The organism is Kitasatospora sp. NPDC088346, from assembly GCF_044740765.1.
In the GTDB taxonomy this organism is placed as follows: domain Bacteria; phylum Actinomycetota; class Actinomycetes; order Streptomycetales; family Streptomycetaceae; genus Kitasatospora.
On record NZ_JBIURH010000006.1, the window covers coordinates 21,833 to 36,998 of the forward strand.

The following is a 15,166-nucleotide window of genomic DNA, read 5'->3' on the forward strand; positions in this document are numbered from 1 at the left end:
GCACGGGCCCGCTGACACGCCGACGGGAAATCCGCTTGGCTCGCAATCCCCTGGACGGGAATGATGCGATGTGGGCGCCCCTGTCCCGGGGGCACCCGCCGTTGACCCGAACCGGGGAGCCTGATGCCGCCCACCTCCAGCGCCGGCGCGCCGAACAGCCGCGCCGTCGATCCGCTGTTCCTCGCCTATCCGCTGCGCACCCTCGCCGACGCGGCCCTCACCCGGGCCCGCGAACTCGGCGCGGCGCACGCCGACTTCCGGCTGGAGCGGGTGCGCAGCGCGTCCTGGCGGCTGCGCGACGCCCGCCCGTCCGGCAGCTCGGACGCCGTGCAACTCGGCTTCGCGGTACGGGTGTTGCTGGACGGCGCCTGGGGCTTCGCGGCCGGCGTCGACCTCACCACCGCGGCGGCGGCCCGGGTCGCCGAGCAGGCGGTGGCGGTCGCCCGGCTGTCCGGCGGGATCAGCCGGGCGGCCGGCTCCGAGGACCTGGTCGAGCTCGCGGACGAGCCGGTCTACCCCGACGCCACCTGGGTCTCCTCCTACGAGCGCAACCCGTTCGAGGTCCCGGACGCCGAGAAGACCGCCCTGCTCGCCGACTGGAGCGGCCGGCTGCTGGCCGCCGACGGCGTCTCGCACGTCTCGGCCTCGCTGCTGACCGTGCAGGAGAACAAGTTCTACGCGGACACCGCGGGCACCGTCACCACCCAGCAGCGGATCCGGCTGTACCCGCAGCTGGAGGCCACCTCGGTCGACGAGCGCACCGGCGCCTTCGACTCGATGAGCACCATCGCGCCGCCGGCCGGCCGCGGCTGGGAGTACCTGACCGGCACCGGCTGGGACTGGAACAGGGAGCTGGCCGAGCTGCCCGAGCTGCTCGCCGAGAAGATGAAGGCCCCCGGCGTCGAGCCCGGCAGCTACGACCTGGTGATCGACCCGTCCAACCTCTGGCTCACCATCCACGAGTCGATCGGCCACGCCACCGAGCTGGACCGCGCGCTGGGCTACGAGGCCGCGTACGCCGGCACCTCGTTCGCCACCTTCGACAAGCTGGGCTCGCTGCGGTACGGCTCCGAGCTGATGCACGTCACCGGTGACCGCACGGCCGAGCACGGCCTGTCCACCATCGGCTACGACGACGAGGGCGTGGCCACCCAGTCCTGGGACCTGGTCAAGGACGGCGTGCTGGTCGGGTACCAACTGGACCGCCGGATGGCACGGCTGAAGGGCCTCGGCCGCTCCAACGGCTGCGCGTTCGCCGACTCCCCCGGCCACGTGCCGGTGCAGCGGATGGCGAACGTCTCGCTCCAGCCGGTCGAGGGCGGCCCGGACACCGAGGGCCTGTTCGAGGGCGTGGAGAAGGGCCTGTACATCGTCGGCGACCGCTCCTGGTCGATCGACATGCAGCGCTACAACTTCCAGTTCACCGGCCAGCGCGCCTACGCGATCCGCAACGGCCGGCTGGCCGGGCAGGTCAAGGACTTCGCGTACCAGGCCACCACCACCGACTTCTGGGGCTCGATGAGCGCCGTCGGCGGCCCGCAGACCTACGTCCTCGGCGGCGCCTTCAACTGCGGCAAGGCCCAGCCGGGCCAGGTCGCGGCGGTCAGCCACGGCTGCCCGTCCGCGCTGTTCCGCAACGTCAACGTGCTCAACACCCAGCAGGAGGCCGGTCACTGATGTCCGACACCACCCACCGGCCGCACGAGCTGGTCGAGCGCGCCCTGGAACTGTCCCGCACCGACGGCTGCGTGGTGATCGCCGACGAGGACTCCACCGCCAACCTGCGCTGGGCCGGCAACGGCCTCACCACCAACGGCGTCACCCGGGGCCGCCGGCTCACCGTGATCGCCACCGCGGACGGCGCCGAGGGCACCGCCTCCGGCGTGGTCTCCCGCGAGGCCGTCACCCGGGACGAGGTGGAGAGCCTGGTCCGGGCCGCCGAGGCCGCCGCCCGCGACGCCGGCCCGGCCGAGGACGCCCGGCCGCTGCTCGCCGGCCACCCCGCCTCGCCCGACTTCGCCGCCGCTCCCGGCGAGACCTCGGCCGAGGTGTTCGCCGCCTTCGCCCCGGCCCTCGGCGAGGCCTTCGCCCGGGCCCGCAAGAACGGCGAGCTGCTCTACGGCTTCGCCCGGCACGAGCTGACCACCAGCTACCTGGGCAGCTCCACCGGCCTGCGGCTGCGCCACGAGCAGCCCACCGGCACGGTCGAGCTCAACGCCAAGACCGCCGACCTGTCCGGCTCCGCCTGGGCCGGCGCCGCCACCCGCGACTTCACCGACGTGGACGTCGCCGAGCTGCACTCCCGGCTCAGCCGCCGCCTCGGCTGGGGCCGCAAGCGGATCGACCTGCCGGCCGGCCGGTACGAGACCCTGCTGCCGCCGTCCGCACTGGCCGACCTGATGGTCTACCTGAACTGGTCGGCCGGCGGGCGGGACGCGGCGGAGGGCCGCTCGGTCTTCAGCCGGCCCGGCGGCGGCACCCGGATCGGCGACCGGCTCAGCGAACTGCCGCTGACCCTGCGCTCCGACCCGGCCGAGCCGGGGCTGGAGGCCTCGCCGTTCCTGCTCGCGCACGCCTCGGGCGACAGCGCCTCGGTCTTCGACAACGGGCAGCCGCTCGCCCCCACCGACTGGATCCGCGGCGGCGAGCTGGCCAACCTGTCCACCACCCGGCACTCGGCCGGCCTGACCGGCCTGCCGGTGCGCCCGCCGATCGACAACCTGGTGCTGGAGACGGCCGACCAGGCCGCCGCCCCCACCCTGGAGGAGATGGTCGCCCGCACCGAGCGCGGGCTGCTGCTCACCTGCCTCTGGTACATCCGCGAGGTCGACCCGGCCACCCTGCTGCTCACCGGTCTGACCCGGGACGGCGTCTACCTGGTCGAGAACGGCGAGGTGGTCGGTCAGGTCAACAACTTCCGGTTCAACGAGTCGCCGGTCGACCTGCTCGGCCGGATCACCGAGGTGGGCCGCACCGAGCGCTGCCTGCCCCGCGAGTGGAGCGACTGGTTCACCCGCGCCGCGATGCCGCCGGTCCGGGTGCCGGACTTCAACATGAGCTCGGTCAGCCAGGCCTCCTGACCGGGGGCCGACCACACGAGGAGTGGGAGAAGGTGGACGAGAAGCAGACCGTCCGGGTGTCCAAGACGCTGTCGCGCGTGCTGCGGCACGACCCCGGGTCGATCGGGATCACGCTCGACCCGGCGGGCTGGGTGCGGGTCGAGGACCTGCTGGCGGGGCTGGCCCGGCACGGCCGCGCGGTCAGCCGGTCGCAGCTGGACCACGTGGTGGCGACCAACAACAAGCGCCGCTTCGCCTTCTCGGAGGACGGCCGGTCGATCCGGGCCAGCCAGGGCCACACCGTCGAGGTCGACCTCGGCCTGCCCGCCGCCGTCCCGCCCCCGGTGCTGTACCACGGCACCGGGTCGCGGACGGTGGGGATCATCCTGCGGGAGGGCCTGCGTCCGATGGCCCGGCGGGACGTCCACCTCTCCGCGGACACCGGGACGGCCGTGCGGGTGGGGGCCCGGCACGGCCGTCCGGTGGTGCTGGTGGTGGACGCCGCGGCGATGGCGGCGGCCGGCCACGAGTTCCGGGTCAGCGCCAACGGCGTCTGGCTGACCGACGCGGTGGCGCCGCAGTACCTGACCCAGGCCCCCTGAGGCCGGCGCGGGGCGCGCGGCGCGCGGGACTCGCCGCGCACCCGCTCTGCTGCGGCGCCCGCGGGCGGCGTACCGTGAGAGGGCCGCTGCCCGGCCGTGGGTGCGCGGACGGACGAGGGCGGTACACATGCGCAAGAGCGAGGACGACGGGCAGGTCTTCCGGATCACCGGGGCCCGGACCAGCCTCTCCGAGGACGTCCGGGGACGCCAGCGGCGCTACGTGATCTCGATGCTGATCCGCACGCTCTGCCTGCTGCTGGCCGTGGTGATGTGGGACGTGCAGCGGTACGTGGCCTTCGTCGCGCTGGCCGGCGGCGTGCTGCTGCCGTACTTCGCCGTGCTGGTCGCCAACGCCGGGCGGGAGCGGGCGCCGGGGCTGCCGAGCACCTTCGCGGTGCCGCCGGAGGTGCCGCTGATGCTCGGACCGGGCGGCAGCGGCGGCGGCGGGCGGGCCGCCGAGGGCCGTGGCTCCGAGTGAGAATTGCCGACGGGGCTCATCCCGATACGTCCGACTATCGGGTGGCTTGACCGGCAGAAAGCTCAGAGCAACCTCAGATTAATCATGAAAGAGGGCCCCACGGGGGGTGCCGACCGTGCCATACTGCGTAAGCGCTCCGCATCCCCCGTCGGAGCGACAGACCGACGCCGGGCAACTCCCCCCGTGGTTGCCCGGCGTCGTCATTCCCGGATCCGGGACGCCCGGCCCGGTGCTCGCGCCCGGTCGGCGGGTGCAAGACTGGCGTGACTGACCACCGCCAGCACTTCCCGGGACGGCACTCACCATGGACACCCCCTCGCTCGGACTCTTCGGCCCGGCGGACGGCCCCGAGGGCCCACCGGTCTGCTCGGGCAAGGGCTGCCGCCGGCCCGCCGTGTGGGTCCTGGTGTGGAACAACCCCAAGCTGCACACGCCGGACCGGCGCAAGACCTGGCTGGCCTGCGAGGACCACCGCGAGCACCTGTCGCAGTTCCTGGGTGTGCGGGGGTTCCTCAAGGAGGTCGTGGCCCTCGACGCGTTCGAGGGCTGACCCGCGCCCCCGCGCGAACGGGATCGGGGGCGGTGCTCAGCCGCCGATGGCGGACATCGGACGGTCGGGCTGGTGGAACTCGGGGGCGTCGATGCCCGCGCCCGCCTTCTTGCCCCACATCGCGGTGCGCCACAGGTCGCCGATCTCGGCGTCACCGGCGCCGGAGCGCAGGGCGGTCCGCAGGTCGGTCTCGCCGGTGGCGAACAGGCAGTTGCGGATCTGGCCGTCGGCGGTGAGCCTGGTCCGGTCGCAGGCCGCGCAGAACGGCCTGGTCACCGAGGCGATCACGCCCACCCGCCCGGGCCCGCCGTCGACCAGCCAGCGCTCCGCCGGGGCGGCGCCGCGAGCGGCGGACGGTTCGGGGCTCAGGGTGAAGCGCTCGCGCAGCCGGTCCAGGATCTCCCCCGCGGTGATCATGCGGGAGCGGTCCCAGCCGTGCTGGGCGTCCAGCGGCATCTGCTCGATGAACCGCAGCTCGTACCCGCGCTCCAGGCACCAGCCGAGCAGGTCGGCCGCCTCGTGGTCGTTGACGCCGCGCATCAGCACGGCGTTGAGCTTGACCGGGGTGAGACCGGCGGCCTCGGCGGCGGCCAGGCCGTCCAGCACGTCCCCGTGGCGGTGACGGCGGGTCAGGGTGTGGAAGGTCTCCGGGTCGAGGGTGTCCAGCGAGACGTTGACCCGGTCCAGCCCGGCCCTCCGCAGGGCCTCGGCGGTCCTGGCCAGGCCGACGCCGTTGGTGGTCAGCGAGAGCTCGGGGCGCGGCCGGAGCCCGGCGCAGGCGGCGACGATGCCGACCAGGCCGGGGCGCAGCATCGGCTCGCCGCCCGTGAAGCGGACCTCGCGGATGCCCAGGTCGCGGACGGCGATCCCGACCAGCCGGACGATCTCCTCGTCGGTGAGCAGCTCGGGCTTGGCCAGCCACTGCAGGCCCTCCTCGGGCATGCAGTAGGTGCAGCGCAGGTTGCACCGGTCGGTGAGGGAGACCCGCAGGTCGACGGCTCGACGGCCGAAGGTGTCCAGCAGCATGTCGGCTCCCTTCCCGCAAGTGCGGCCGGCCCGGCCGCCGGGTGGGGCGGGCCGGGCCAGCTTAGCCGGGGCGGGCGGTCGGCCCGTCCGCCGTTCGGCTAGTGAGCACCCAGTCCGGTCAGCGAGCGGACCTCCAGTTCAGCGTACTTCGCCGGGTCGGCGCTCTCCCGGGAGAGCAGGGTGGCGAGCCAGCCGGCCAGGAAACCGACCGGGATGGAGACCAGTCCGGGATTCTCCAGCGGGAACCAGTGGAAGTCGCTGTGCGGGAGCAGCGAGGTGGGCTTGCCGGAGACGACGGTGGAGAAGGCCACCAGCAGCACCGAGCTGGCCAGGCCGGCGTAGACCGAGGTGACCGCGCCGGCGGTGTTGAAGCGCTTCCAGAACAGCGAGTAGAGCAGCGTCGGGAGGTTGGCGGAGGCCGCGACGGCGAAGGCGAGCGCGACCAGGGCGGCGGTGTTCAGCTTGTCGGCGAAGATCGACAGCACGATGGCGACGGCACCGATCGCGACCGCGGCCAGCTTGGCCGAACGGATCTCCTCCTTCTCGCCGGCCCGGCCCCGGCGGATCACGTTGGCCCACAGGTCATGGGCGAAGGAGGCCGAGGAGGCGAGGGTGAGGCCGGCGACCACGGCCAGGATGGTGGCGAAGGCGACCGCGGAGATCACCGCGAGCAGGACGGCTCCGCCCGTGCTGCCCGCGCCGCCGCCGAGGTGCTCGGCGAGCAGGGGGGCCGCGGTGTTGCCGGCCGGGTTGGACTTCTTGATCACGCCCGGGCCGACCAGGGCGGCGGCGCCGAAGCCGAGGGCGAGGGTCATCAGGTAGAAGCCGCCGATGATGCCGATCGCCCAGAGCACCGACTTCCGGGCGGCCTTGGCGGTGGGCACGGTGTAGAAGCGGACCAGGATGTGCGGCAGGCCCGCGGTGCCGAGCACCAGGGCGAGGCCGAGGCTGAGGAAGTCCAGTTTGCTGGTGTCGCTGGCGCCGTACTTCAGGCCGGGCTCCAGGAAGCGCGAGCCGTGGCCCCCGGCGTCGGCGGCGGCGCCGAGCAGGCTGGAGAGGTTGAAGTGGTACTTGGCCAGCACCAGGACGGTCATCAGCCCGGCGCCTGCGATCAGCAGCACGGCCTTGACGATCTGCACCCAGGTGGTGCCCTTCATGCCGCCGATCACCACGTAGACGACCATCAGCGCGCCGACCGCGACCACCGTCCAGCGCTTGGCGGAGTCGCCGCTGACGCCGAGCAGCAGGGCGACCAGGGAGCCCGCGCCGACCATCTGGGCCAGCAGGTAGAAGATCGACACCACGATCGTGGAGATGCCGGCAGCCGTCCGCACCGGCCGCTGGCGCATCCGGAAGGCCAGCACGTCGGCCATGGTGTAGCGGCCGGAGTTGCGCAGCGGCTCGGCCACCAGCAGCAGGGCGACCAGCCAGGCCACCAGGAAGCCGATCGAGTAGAGGAAGCCGTCGTAGCCGTACAGGGCGATCGCGCCGGCGATGCCGAGGAAGGAGGCGGCCGACATGTAGTCGCCGGAGATCGCCAGGCCGTTCTGGAAGCCGGTGAAGCCGCGGCCGCCGGCGTAGAAGTCGGCGGCGTCCTTGGTCCGGCGGCCGGCCCAGACCGTGATGCCGAGGGTGGCGAGGACGAAGACGCCGAAGAGCGTCATGGTCAGGCCGCGGTGCTCGGTGGCGGAGCCGGCGGCCAGCAGGGTGGTGACGGTCATTCGGCGGCCTCCCGGGTGCGCTGCTCGCGGATCGCGGTGGCCGCCGGGTCGAGCCGGCGGTCCGCGTAGGCGGCGTACCAGGCGGCGATGGCGAAGGTGCTGGCGAACTGGAGCAGGCCGAGCGCCAGGGCCACGTTGACGTGCCCGAACAGCGTGGTGGCCATGAAACCGGGGGCGTAGCCGGAGAGCAGGACGTAGAGCAGGTACCAGAGGATGAAGCCGGCGGTGACGGGGAAGGCGAAGCCGCGGAAGGAGCCGCGCAGCCGGCGGAACTCCTCGGTCTGTTCGATGGCCTGGAGCGTGTCGGGCGGAGCTGGACGGGCGGTCGGCGGAGTGTCCACGCGGTGTCTCCTGGGGTCAGCGGGTGCACTGGTGGAACGAGCGGACGTGAGGGGCGTCACAGTCCCGGTGTGCCGCTGCATGCTAGATCCGCCCCGGGGCGCCGACCATACTCCACACAGAGCCGGCCCCCGTGTACACCTCAAATGGCCGAAAAGCACCGTAACGGCCGACGGGACGCCACCGGCTCGCGGTGGCGCCCCGCCCGGGCGGTCGTCGGTGGCCCGCGTCAGCGAGCGGCGGTCACAGCGCGATCCGGACCTTGAGCGCCGAGCGGTCGTCCATCGCGCGGTAGCCGTCCGGCACCTCGTCCAGTCCGATGGTGCGGTCGAACACCAGGCCAGGCTCGATCGCGCCGGAGAGGACGTCCGCCAGCAGCTCGGGGATGTACGCGCGGGCGGGGGCCACGCCGCCGCACAGCCGGACGTTGCGGTCGAACATCTGGCCCACGTCCACACCGGCGCTGCCGCCGTGCGGGACACCGACGTACCCGACCGCCCCACCGTCCCGGGTGATCGAGATCGCGGTGCGCATCGACTCCTCGGTGCCGACCGCCTCCAGGACGGCGTGCGCGCCCCGGCCGCCCGTCAGCTCCCGGACCGCCTCCACCGCCGCCTCGCCGCGCTCGGCGACCACGTCGGTGGCGCCGAACGTACGGGCCAGGTCGGTCCGCGTCCGGTGCCGGCCGAGCGCGATGATCCGCCCGGCGCCGAGCCGGTGCGCCGCCAACACCCCGCACAGCCCGACCGCGCCGTCACCGACCACGGCGACCGTGGCCCCGGGCCGCACCCCGGCGCTGACCGCCGCGTGGTGCCCGGTGGCCATCACGTCCGAGAGCGCGAGCAGGCTCGGCAGCAGCTTCTCGTCACTCGCGGCGTCCTTGGGCAGCCGCACCAGCGTGCCGTCCGCGAACGGGACGCGGACCGCCTCGCCCTGACCGCCGTCCGAGCCGACCGAGCCCCAGAAACCGCCGTGCGGGCAGGAGGTCTGCAGGCCCTCGACGCAGAACTCGCACGTGCCGTCCGACCAGACGAACGGTGCCACCACCAGGTCACCGGGCCCCAGCCCCGACACCTGCGGGCCGACCTCCTCGACGACGCCCAGGAACTCGTGCCCGATCCGCTGGCCGGGCCGGCGCGCGGCGACCCCCCGGTACGCCCAGAGGTCGCTGCCGCAGATGCAGGCGTTCACCACCCGCACCACCGCGTCGGTGGGCTGCTGGATCCGAGGGTCGGGCACCTCCTCGATCCGGATGTCGTGGGGGCCGTGGATCACGGTGGCGCGCATGGGGGTGTCCTTTGCGGAATGCCGCCGCCCCGGGGTGCGGGCGGCGAGGAGAGCTTCGACCGGTAGTACGACCGCTCCGGCGCCCACTCTATTCCGGGGTGTGGTGCACGCCACCGCTCGGCACGGATCGGCCACCGCGGGCGGTGACGGCCCTTAAGCTGGTGCACCATGCACGCGATCCAGTCACCGTGGGACGGCTCCGCCCTGCCTGTTCCGTTCCCGGCGCAGCGCACCGAGGAGCACGGCCCGGGCTTCGCCGTCGTCGACGTCGAGACCACCGGGCTCGGCCGCTCCGACCGCGTCATCTCGGCCGGTGTCTACCAGCTCGACCAGCACGGCGAGGTGACGGACCACTGGTACACCCTGGTCAACCCCGAGCGGGACCCGGGACCGGTCTGGATCCACGGGCTGACCAGCGCGGTGCTGGCCGGCGCGCCCACCTTCCCGGAGATCGCCGCGGAGCTGGCGGCCCGGCTGGACGGCCGGGTGATGGTGGCCCACAACGCGCTCTTCGACTGGAACATGATCTCCCGCGAGTACGCGCGGGCCGGGCTGCGCGCCCCCGTCGAGCAGCGGATCTGCACCATGGTGCTGGCCCGCGACCTCGCCCTGCCGCTGCCCAACGGCAAGCTCTCCTCGCTCGCCGAGTACTTCGGCGTCCAGCAGCGCCAGGCGCACAACGCCCTGGACGACGCCCGGGTGCTGGCGGAGATCTTCCGCCCGAGCCTCCGGATGGCCCGCACGGCCGGCCTGCCGCTGCCGCTGACCGCCTGTGTCGCCGTCACCGACCTCGGCGAGGAGACCCCGGCCCCGCAGCGCGGCTCGTGGAGCTCCTCGTACCGGCCCGGCCGGAAGCGTCCGCCGTGCCCGTACCCGAACCCGGGGCGCTGGGTGGACGGGCGGCCGCTGATGCAGGGCATGCGGGTGGCGATCACCGGCGACACGGCGACCGAACGGGAGCTGCTGGAGGACCGTGCGATCGAGGCGGGGCTGCACATCGCGAGCTCGGTGAGCCGGCTCACCAGCCTGCTGGTGACCAACGAGCCGGGCAGCTGGAGCGGCAAGGCGCGCAAGGCGCGGGAGCACGGCACGCCGGTGGTCGGCGAGGACGCCTTCCTCCAGCTGCTGCGCGAGGTCGTGCCGCACCCCGGTGTCTGACGTGCGTGTGAGGTGGGCGTAGCGTGCCGGGTGTGTACCGTTTTCTGCTCTCCCGGCGCTGGGCGTTCATCACCCTGATCGCTCTGCTGTTGATCCCGGCCATGATCCGGCTGGGCTTCTGGCAGTTGCACCGGCACGAGGCCCGGGTCGCCCGCAACGAGCTGATCGCGCACAGCCTGACCTCGCCCGCGGTGCCCTTCGACACGCTCTCCGGCTCCCCCGGCTTCGTGGTGCCCACCGAGCTGACCTGGCGGGCGGTCACCGCCACGGGCCGGTACGACCCGGCGCACGAGTTCGTGGTGCGCGGGCGCACCGAGCCCGGCGGCAGCAGCATCGGCTACTTCGTGGTCACCCCGCTGGAGCTCGCGGACGGCCGGGGCGAGGTCCTGGTCAACCGCGGCTGGGTGGACTCGGGCACGGACGCCACCAGCTACCCGAAGGTCCCGGCCACCCCGGCCGGGGAGGTCACGGTGACCGGCCGGATGCGGGCCGACGAGACCACCGCGAGCAGCGGGATCCGGGACCGCGGCGGGCTGCCCGACCGGCAGTTCAAGCTGATCAACGGCGGCCAGCAGGCCGCGGCGAGCGGTGAACGGGTGCTCGGCGGGTACCTGGAGCTGGTCTCCACCTCCCCCCAGCCGGCCGACGGCCCGGTGCTGCTCGCCGAGCCCAACCACTCGGACATCGGGCCGCACATGGCCTACGCGGTGCAGTGGTGGCTGTTCTGCGGCCTGGTACCGGTGGGGCTGGTGGTGATGGCCAGGCGCGAGGCGCGGGAGCGCGCCGCCGAGGCCGGGTCCGCCGCCGAACCGGAACTCGTCGACGCGTAGGTTCCGTGGATCCGGGACAGACTCGACGGATGTCACCGAATCCGCCCGGCACGCCCGCCTCACGTACCTCGCCCACCTCGCCCGTCACCGCCGCCGATGTCGACCTCGCCGTCGCGCTGGCGCTCGAAACCCTGCGCGGGGCCGACCCGGCCGGCTGGGACGCCCCCGCCGGGCCGCTGGCGTGGAGTTGCTGGGAGACCACCGAGCACCTCGCCGACGACCTGTTCTGCTACGCGGCGCAACTGACCACCGCTCAGCCGCAGTTGGACGGGTACGTCCCGTTCGAGGTCTCCGCCCGCCGCGAGGGCGGCCCGCGCAACGCCGTCGCCGCCGACCGGACGGCCGGGCCGGACGGGCTGCTCAGGGTGCTCGACGCCGGCGGCGGGCTGCTGTCCGCCGTGGTCCGGGCCACTCCCGTCGGACGCCTCGGCCACCACCCGTTCGGCACGTCGGACCCGGAGGGCTTCGCCGCGATGGGCGTGGTCGAGGTCTTGGTCCACCTGGACGACCTGGCCCGCGGGCTCGGCCTGACCTGGGCCCCACCCGCGGACCTCTGTGGCCGGGTGCTGACCAGGCTCTTCCCCGACGCCCCCGCCGGCACCGAGCCCTGGCCGACCCTGCTGTGGGCCACCGGCCGCGGCGAGCTGCCCGGCCGGCCCCGCCTCACCTCCTGGCGCTGGGACAGCCGCCCGCGGCGGTAGCGCCCGAACCGTCCGCGGGCCGACCGGGCAACCGAACGGACGTCCGGCCGCGTCGGAACCGGTGTGATCGAAGCCGTTCTCAGTGCCTCCCCGCTGTTCTGGCCCGGTGTGCTCTGCTCGCTGCTGCTGGCCGTCCTGCTGAGCCGACCGGTGGGCCGCCTGCTGCGCGCCCACCGCGCCGCCGGCTTCCTGCTGGTGCTCGCCCTCGGCGGGATCGTCACCCTCACCCTGCTGCCGGACACCCGGCTGCCGCTGTGGGCCAACGCCAGGTACGCCGTCCGGCAGTGCACCTTCGACCGGGTCGGCCCGCACCCGCTGGCCGAGCTGTTCACCGCCACCCAGAGCAGCCTGAACGTGGCCCTGTTCGTGCCGCTCGGGCTGACCGCCGCGCTGGCCGGCACCTGGGGGCGCCGGGTCGCGGCCGGCTCGGTCGCCGCACTGATCCCGTTCGCGGTGGAGTCCACGCAGTACGCGATCCCGGCGCTCGGCCGCGCCTGCGACGGCCAGGACCTGCTGGACAACTACTTCGGTCTGGCCCTGGGCCTGGCCCTGGGCGCGCTGGCCGGCCCGGTCGCCCGGGTCCTGGTCCGTGCCCGCCGCCGCGCCGCCGACCGCCGCACCGCCGACCGCCGCACCGCCCACGGCGGGACCTGAGCGGCGTACCGCCCACGGCGGGACCTGAGCGGCGTTCCGCACCGGGCGGCGGACCGGGCAGGATGGCCCTCATGGATCTCGGACTTCACCAGAAGGTGTACGTAGTCACCGGCGCCACCCGCGGACTGGGCTTCGCCTCCGCCCGGGAGCTGATCGCCGAAGGCGCCCGGGTGGTGCTCAGCGGCCGGACCGAGCAGTCGGTGGCCGCGGCCGTCGACGCGCTCGGCGGCCCCGAGCACGCCCACGGCGTGGTCGCCGACAACGGCGACCCCACCACCGCCGACCGGCTGGTCGGCGCGGCCCGCGAGCGGTTCGGCCGGCTCGACGGCGTGCTGGTCAGCGTCGGCGGCCCGGGAGCGGGCCCGGTCTCGCAGATCGAGGACGACGCCTGGCGCGGCGCCTTCGAGTCGGTCTTCCTCGGCGCCCTGCGGATCGCCCGGGCCGCGGCCGCCGCGCTCGACGAGGGCGGCGCGATCGCCTTCGTGCTGTCCGGGTCGGTCCGCGAGCCCATCGCCGGCCTCGGCATCTCCAACGGCCTGCGCCCCGGTCTCGCGATGGCCGCCAAGTCGCTCGCCAACGAGCTCGGTCCCCGCGGCATCCGGGTGCTCGGCCTGCTGCCCGGACGGATCGACACCGACCGGCTGCGCGAGCTGGACGCACTCGGCGGAGACCCGCAGGCCGCCCGGGACCGCGCCGCAGCGACGATCCCGCTCGGCCGCTACGGCCGGCCGGAGGAGTTCGGCCGGGTCGCGGCCTTCGTGCTCTCCCCCGCCGCCTCCTACCTGACCGGCGTGATGGTCCCGGTGGACGGCGGCGCGCTGCGCGCCCTCTGATCCGCCGTCAGACCACCCGGGGACTGCGCCGGCTGCGGCCGCGGGTCCGGGCCGGACGCCTCCGGCCCGACACCCGCAGCCGCAGCTCGGACCGCAGGTCGTGCAGGCCGAGGCTGCTGCGCAGCTGGGCCAGCGGTCCGGCCGAGTAGCCCGCCAGCAGCGCGGCCGGGGAGCCGCCCGGCTCCAGCCGGACCGCCGCCCGGACCACCACCGGACGCCCGCGGCGGCCCGCAAGGTGGACGGTGACCCGCTCGACCCCGGGCAGCGCGACCGTACCGGTCTCCAGCACGTCCTCGACCGCGTCGGCCCGCACCCGTACCGTCGTCGCGGCCGCCGGCGGGGCCAGCTCCAGCGAGCCGGGCCCGGTCCGGCGCAGCTGGGTGAACAGCCACCCCAGGGCGCCGGCGACGATCAGCGCGGGGACGGCGATCGCGACCGGCCACCACCAGGCCCGGTGCACCCAGCGGGTCCGGGCGGCCTCGCCGAGCAGCGGGTGGTCGGGGGCGAGGAGGGGCCACCGGCGCGGCATCGAGAGGTGGACCCGGGCGTACAGGTCCAGACCGCCGGCCAGCACCAGCAGCCCGCCGCCCAGCAGCAGCACCCCGACCACGGCCAGCACGGTCCGGTTGACGGCGGTTCGGCTCACGGCCGGGCCTCCTCCTGCGGGTGCTCCCCGCTCTGGGGCTGGTTCGCCGGCGGCTGCCGGTCGGTGGGACGCGGGTGGTGCCGGTCGTGCGGGTGCGGCCCGCGGGTGCGGACGTCGAGCCGGTGCGGCCGGGCCAGCGGGATCAGGGCCAGCTCCGCGCGCAGCACCTTCTGGACGCCGGCCGGATCCGCCGCGCCGGTGATCCGGACCCGGGTCCGGCCCCGGGCGACCCGGACCTTCGCGGACCGCACCTGCGGCAGCCCGGTCGCCCGGTCCGAGATCAGCGCGGCAACCCCCGCACGGTCGATCAACGCCCCCGGCACCCGCAGCGGCAGCCACCGCCGCTGCCCGGCCGCGAAGGCCTGCCAGAGCAGCAGCAGCCCGAGCAGCACCGCGACGCCCGCGCCGGCCAGCACCCAGGTGTCGTCCAGTCGCCGGTCCGCCAGCTCCCGGGCCACCCGGGCCCGCCAGGCACTCGCCGGATGGCCGGTCCGGACGGTGATCAGGTCGTAGAGCAGCGCCCCCGCGAGCACCAGGACGGTCACCACCACGACACTGGTCAGCCCGGTCCGCGGTGAGCGCGGGGCGACGGGCTTCGGCGGCAGCCCGGTCGCCGGTTCCTCGACGGACGGCTCCGCCGCCGGGCGGTCCCCGGCCGGACCGTCCTCGACCGGCCCCTCCTCGGCCGGGCCCTTCCCGACCGGACCGTCGTCGGCCGGGCCGTTCTCGGTGCTCACCGGCCGCCTCCGGCCGGCAGCAGCCGCTCGACCAGCACGGTGACCTCGCCCACCGGGGTGCCGGTCAGCCCGGAGACCTGGGCGGCCGCCGCCTCCCGGGCCGCGCGGGCGAGGGCCGCCAGGTCGGCCGGGAAGGGCAGTTCCAGGTGGAGGGTGAGCTCCGCCGTCCCGTGCAGGATCCGGACCGAGACCCGGGGCGGGGCTCCGGGCCCGCTCCGGCCGGCCCACCGGCCGGCCAGTTCCCGCTGCACCGCCCGCGCGGCGATCTGGTTGAACACCCGGTCGGCGATGCGCAGTTCGCCCCGCCGGGCGGGGACGGGCAGGGCGCCGGCGGAGATCGGCGAGGCCATCAGCGCCGCCGGTCGCGGCTGCGCAGCAGATCACCGAGGTCGCGCAGGTCCAGGTCGCCCTCCAGTACCCGGCCGAGCACGAAGCCGACCGCGCCCAGGGCGGCGACCAGCAGGAAGGCCGCGAAGCCGCCGAAGTACCCGGCGAAGCCCAGGGCCATCCCCGCCAGCATGCCCGCCAACGCCAGATTCATCCGC

Annotated in this window: 18 protein-coding genes; 10 read left to right on the forward strand and 8 right to left on the reverse strand. The window is 74.7% G+C overall.

The features are described from left to right. Positions 1-123 precede the first annotated feature (123 nt). The 5 genes from ACIOFR_RS10950 (at position 124) to ACIOFR_RS10970 (ending at position 4,689) form a co-directional block, all read left to right on the forward strand. Complete coding sequence (locus tag ACIOFR_RS10950; RefSeq protein WP_400994791.1) at positions 124-1,677, forward strand: TldD/PmbA family protein; 1,554 nt, start codon at positions 124-126, stop codon at positions 1,675-1,677. Then, a complete protein-coding gene (locus tag ACIOFR_RS10955) occupies positions 1,677-3,080 on the forward strand; it encodes a metallopeptidase TldD-related protein (protein WP_400994793.1) in 1,404 nt (467 codons plus the stop codon). Before ACIOFR_RS10950 ends, ACIOFR_RS10955 begins: the two co-directional genes overlap by 1 nt. A 32-nt stretch (positions 3,081-3,112) precedes the next feature. Continuing rightward, a complete protein-coding gene (locus ACIOFR_RS10960) occupies positions 3,113-3,661 on the forward strand; it encodes an RNA 2'-phosphotransferase (RefSeq protein ID WP_400994796.1) in 549 nt (182 codons plus the stop codon). Between the two features lie 127 nt (positions 3,662-3,788). Continuing rightward, complete coding sequence (locus ACIOFR_RS10965) at positions 3,789-4,139, forward strand: DUF3099 domain-containing protein (RefSeq protein WP_400994798.1); 351 nt, start codon at positions 3,789-3,791, stop codon at positions 4,137-4,139. Positions 4,140-4,443: 304 nt separating this feature from the next. After that, positions 4,444-4,689 (forward strand): hypothetical protein, encoded by a 246-nt coding sequence (locus ACIOFR_RS10970; protein ID WP_400994800.1) that lies wholly within the window; start codon positions 4,444-4,446, stop codon positions 4,687-4,689. A 36-nt stretch (positions 4,690-4,725) separates the two neighbouring features. Here ACIOFR_RS10970 and moaA read toward each other — a convergent pair whose 3' ends face one another. The 4 genes from moaA to ACIOFR_RS10990 form a co-directional block, all read right to left on the reverse strand. Next, positions 4,726-5,715 (reverse strand): GTP 3',8-cyclase MoaA, encoded by a 990-nt coding sequence (gene moaA, locus ACIOFR_RS10975; protein WP_400994802.1) that lies wholly within the window; start codon positions 5,713-5,715, stop codon positions 4,726-4,728. A 98-nt stretch (positions 5,716-5,813) separates the two neighbouring features. Next, the gene (locus tag ACIOFR_RS10980) at positions 5,814-7,436 is read right to left on the reverse strand and encodes a cation acetate symporter (RefSeq protein WP_400994804.1); all 1,623 of its coding nucleotides are present in this window, start codon (positions 7,434-7,436) and stop codon (positions 5,814-5,816) included. Next, on the reverse strand, positions 7,433-7,777 hold the full coding sequence (locus tag ACIOFR_RS10985) for a DUF485 domain-containing protein (protein ID WP_400994806.1): 345 nt from the start codon (positions 7,775-7,777) through the stop codon (positions 7,433-7,435). Before ACIOFR_RS10985 ends, ACIOFR_RS10980 begins: the two co-directional genes overlap by 4 nt. 241 nt (positions 7,778-8,018) lie before the next feature. Next, on the reverse strand, positions 8,019-9,062 hold the full coding sequence (locus ACIOFR_RS10990) for a zinc-dependent alcohol dehydrogenase family protein (RefSeq protein WP_400994809.1): 1,044 nt from the start codon (positions 9,060-9,062) through the stop codon (positions 8,019-8,021). A gap of 168 nt (positions 9,063-9,230) precedes the next feature. On the opposite strand from ACIOFR_RS10990, the gene ACIOFR_RS10995 reads away from it, so the two are divergent. The 5 genes from ACIOFR_RS10995 (at position 9,231) to ACIOFR_RS11015 (ending at position 13,238) form a co-directional block, all read left to right on the forward strand. Continuing rightward, a complete protein-coding gene (locus tag ACIOFR_RS10995) occupies positions 9,231-10,220 on the forward strand; it encodes a DEDDh family exonuclease (protein WP_400994811.1) in 990 nt (329 codons plus the stop codon). 32 nt (positions 10,221-10,252) lie between these two features. Further along, on the forward strand, positions 10,253-11,050 hold the full coding sequence (locus ACIOFR_RS11000) for an SURF1 family protein (RefSeq protein WP_400994814.1): 798 nt from the start codon (positions 10,253-10,255) through the stop codon (positions 11,048-11,050). Between the two features lie 29 nt (positions 11,051-11,079). Continuing rightward, entirely contained in the window at positions 11,080-11,751 is a 672-nt protein-coding gene (locus ACIOFR_RS11005; protein ID WP_400994816.1) for a maleylpyruvate isomerase N-terminal domain-containing protein, read from the forward strand. A gap of 63 nt (positions 11,752-11,814) precedes the next feature. Beyond that, a complete protein-coding gene (locus tag ACIOFR_RS11010; protein ID WP_400994819.1) occupies positions 11,815-12,405 on the forward strand; it encodes a VanZ family protein in 591 nt (196 codons plus the stop codon). 71 nt (positions 12,406-12,476) lie between these two features. After that, entirely contained in the window at positions 12,477-13,238 is a 762-nt protein-coding gene (locus ACIOFR_RS11015) for an SDR family oxidoreductase (RefSeq protein ID WP_400994822.1), read from the forward strand. A gap of 7 nt (positions 13,239-13,245) precedes the next feature. On the opposite strand, the gene ACIOFR_RS11020 is transcribed toward ACIOFR_RS11015, so the two are convergent. The 4 genes from ACIOFR_RS11020 to ACIOFR_RS11035 are packed head-to-tail and all read right to left on the reverse strand — an operon-like array spanning position 13,246 to position 15,162. Continuing rightward, complete coding sequence (locus ACIOFR_RS11020; RefSeq protein WP_400994824.1) at positions 13,246-13,884, reverse strand: alkaline shock response membrane anchor protein AmaP; 639 nt, start codon at positions 13,882-13,884, stop codon at positions 13,246-13,248. After that, positions 13,881-14,621 carry a DUF6286 domain-containing protein gene (locus ACIOFR_RS11025; RefSeq protein ID WP_400994827.1) on the reverse strand — a complete coding sequence of 247 codons (741 nt, stop codon included), beginning with the start codon at positions 14,619-14,621 and terminating at the stop codon, positions 13,881-13,883. Before ACIOFR_RS11025 ends, ACIOFR_RS11020 begins: the two co-directional genes overlap by 4 nt. After that, the gene (locus ACIOFR_RS11030; protein ID WP_400994829.1) at positions 14,618-14,971 is read right to left on the reverse strand and encodes a hypothetical protein; all 354 of its coding nucleotides are present in this window, start codon (positions 14,969-14,971) and stop codon (positions 14,618-14,620) included. The genes ACIOFR_RS11025 and ACIOFR_RS11030 overlap by 4 nt, the downstream gene beginning before the upstream one ends. Continuing rightward, positions 14,971-15,162 carry a hypothetical protein gene (locus ACIOFR_RS11035; RefSeq protein WP_400994831.1) on the reverse strand — a complete coding sequence of 64 codons (192 nt, stop codon included), beginning with the start codon at positions 15,160-15,162 and terminating at the stop codon, positions 14,971-14,973. The genes ACIOFR_RS11030 and ACIOFR_RS11035 overlap by 1 nt, the downstream gene beginning before the upstream one ends. Positions 15,163-15,166 lie beyond the last annotated feature (4 nt).

What these genes read in the sequence shown, in the direction of transcription:
- ACIOFR_RS10965 (WP_400994798.1), top strand. Translation starts at nt 3,789, where the DNA reads ATGCGCAAGAGCGAGGACGACGGGCAGGTCTTCCGGATCACCGGGGCC.
- ACIOFR_RS10990 (WP_400994809.1), bottom strand. Translation starts at nt 9,062, where the DNA reads ATGCGCGCCACCGTGATCCACGGCCCCCACGACATCCGGATCGAGGAG.
- ACIOFR_RS10950 (WP_400994791.1), top strand. Translation starts at nt 124, where the DNA reads ATGCCGCCCACCTCCAGCGCCGGCGCGCCGAACAGCCGCGCCGTCGAT.
- ACIOFR_RS10970 (WP_400994800.1), top strand. Translation starts at nt 4,444, where the DNA reads ATGGACACCCCCTCGCTCGGACTCTTCGGCCCGGCGGACGGCCCCGAG.
- ACIOFR_RS11030 (WP_400994829.1), bottom strand. Translation starts at nt 14,971, where the DNA reads ATGGCCTCGCCGATCTCCGCCGGCGCCCTGCCCGTCCCCGCCCGGCGG.
- ACIOFR_RS11015 (WP_400994822.1), top strand. Translation starts at nt 12,477, where the DNA reads ATGGATCTCGGACTTCACCAGAAGGTGTACGTAGTCACCGGCGCCACC.
- ACIOFR_RS11005 (WP_400994816.1), top strand. Translation starts at nt 11,080, where the DNA reads ATGTCACCGAATCCGCCCGGCACGCCCGCCTCACGTACCTCGCCCACC.
- moaA (WP_400994802.1), bottom strand. Translation starts at nt 5,715, where the DNA reads ATGCTGCTGGACACCTTCGGCCGTCGAGCCGTCGACCTGCGGGTCTCC.
- ACIOFR_RS10955 (WP_400994793.1), top strand. Translation starts at nt 1,677, where the DNA reads ATGTCCGACACCACCCACCGGCCGCACGAGCTGGTCGAGCGCGCCCTG.
- ACIOFR_RS11035 (WP_400994831.1), bottom strand. Translation starts at nt 15,162, where the DNA reads ATGAATCTGGCGTTGGCGGGCATGCTGGCGGGGATGGCCCTGGGCTTC.
- ACIOFR_RS10995 (WP_400994811.1), top strand. Translation starts at nt 9,231, where the DNA reads ATGCACGCGATCCAGTCACCGTGGGACGGCTCCGCCCTGCCTGTTCCG.
- ACIOFR_RS10980 (WP_400994804.1), bottom strand. Translation starts at nt 7,436, where the DNA reads ATGACCGTCACCACCCTGCTGGCCGCCGGCTCCGCCACCGAGCACCGC.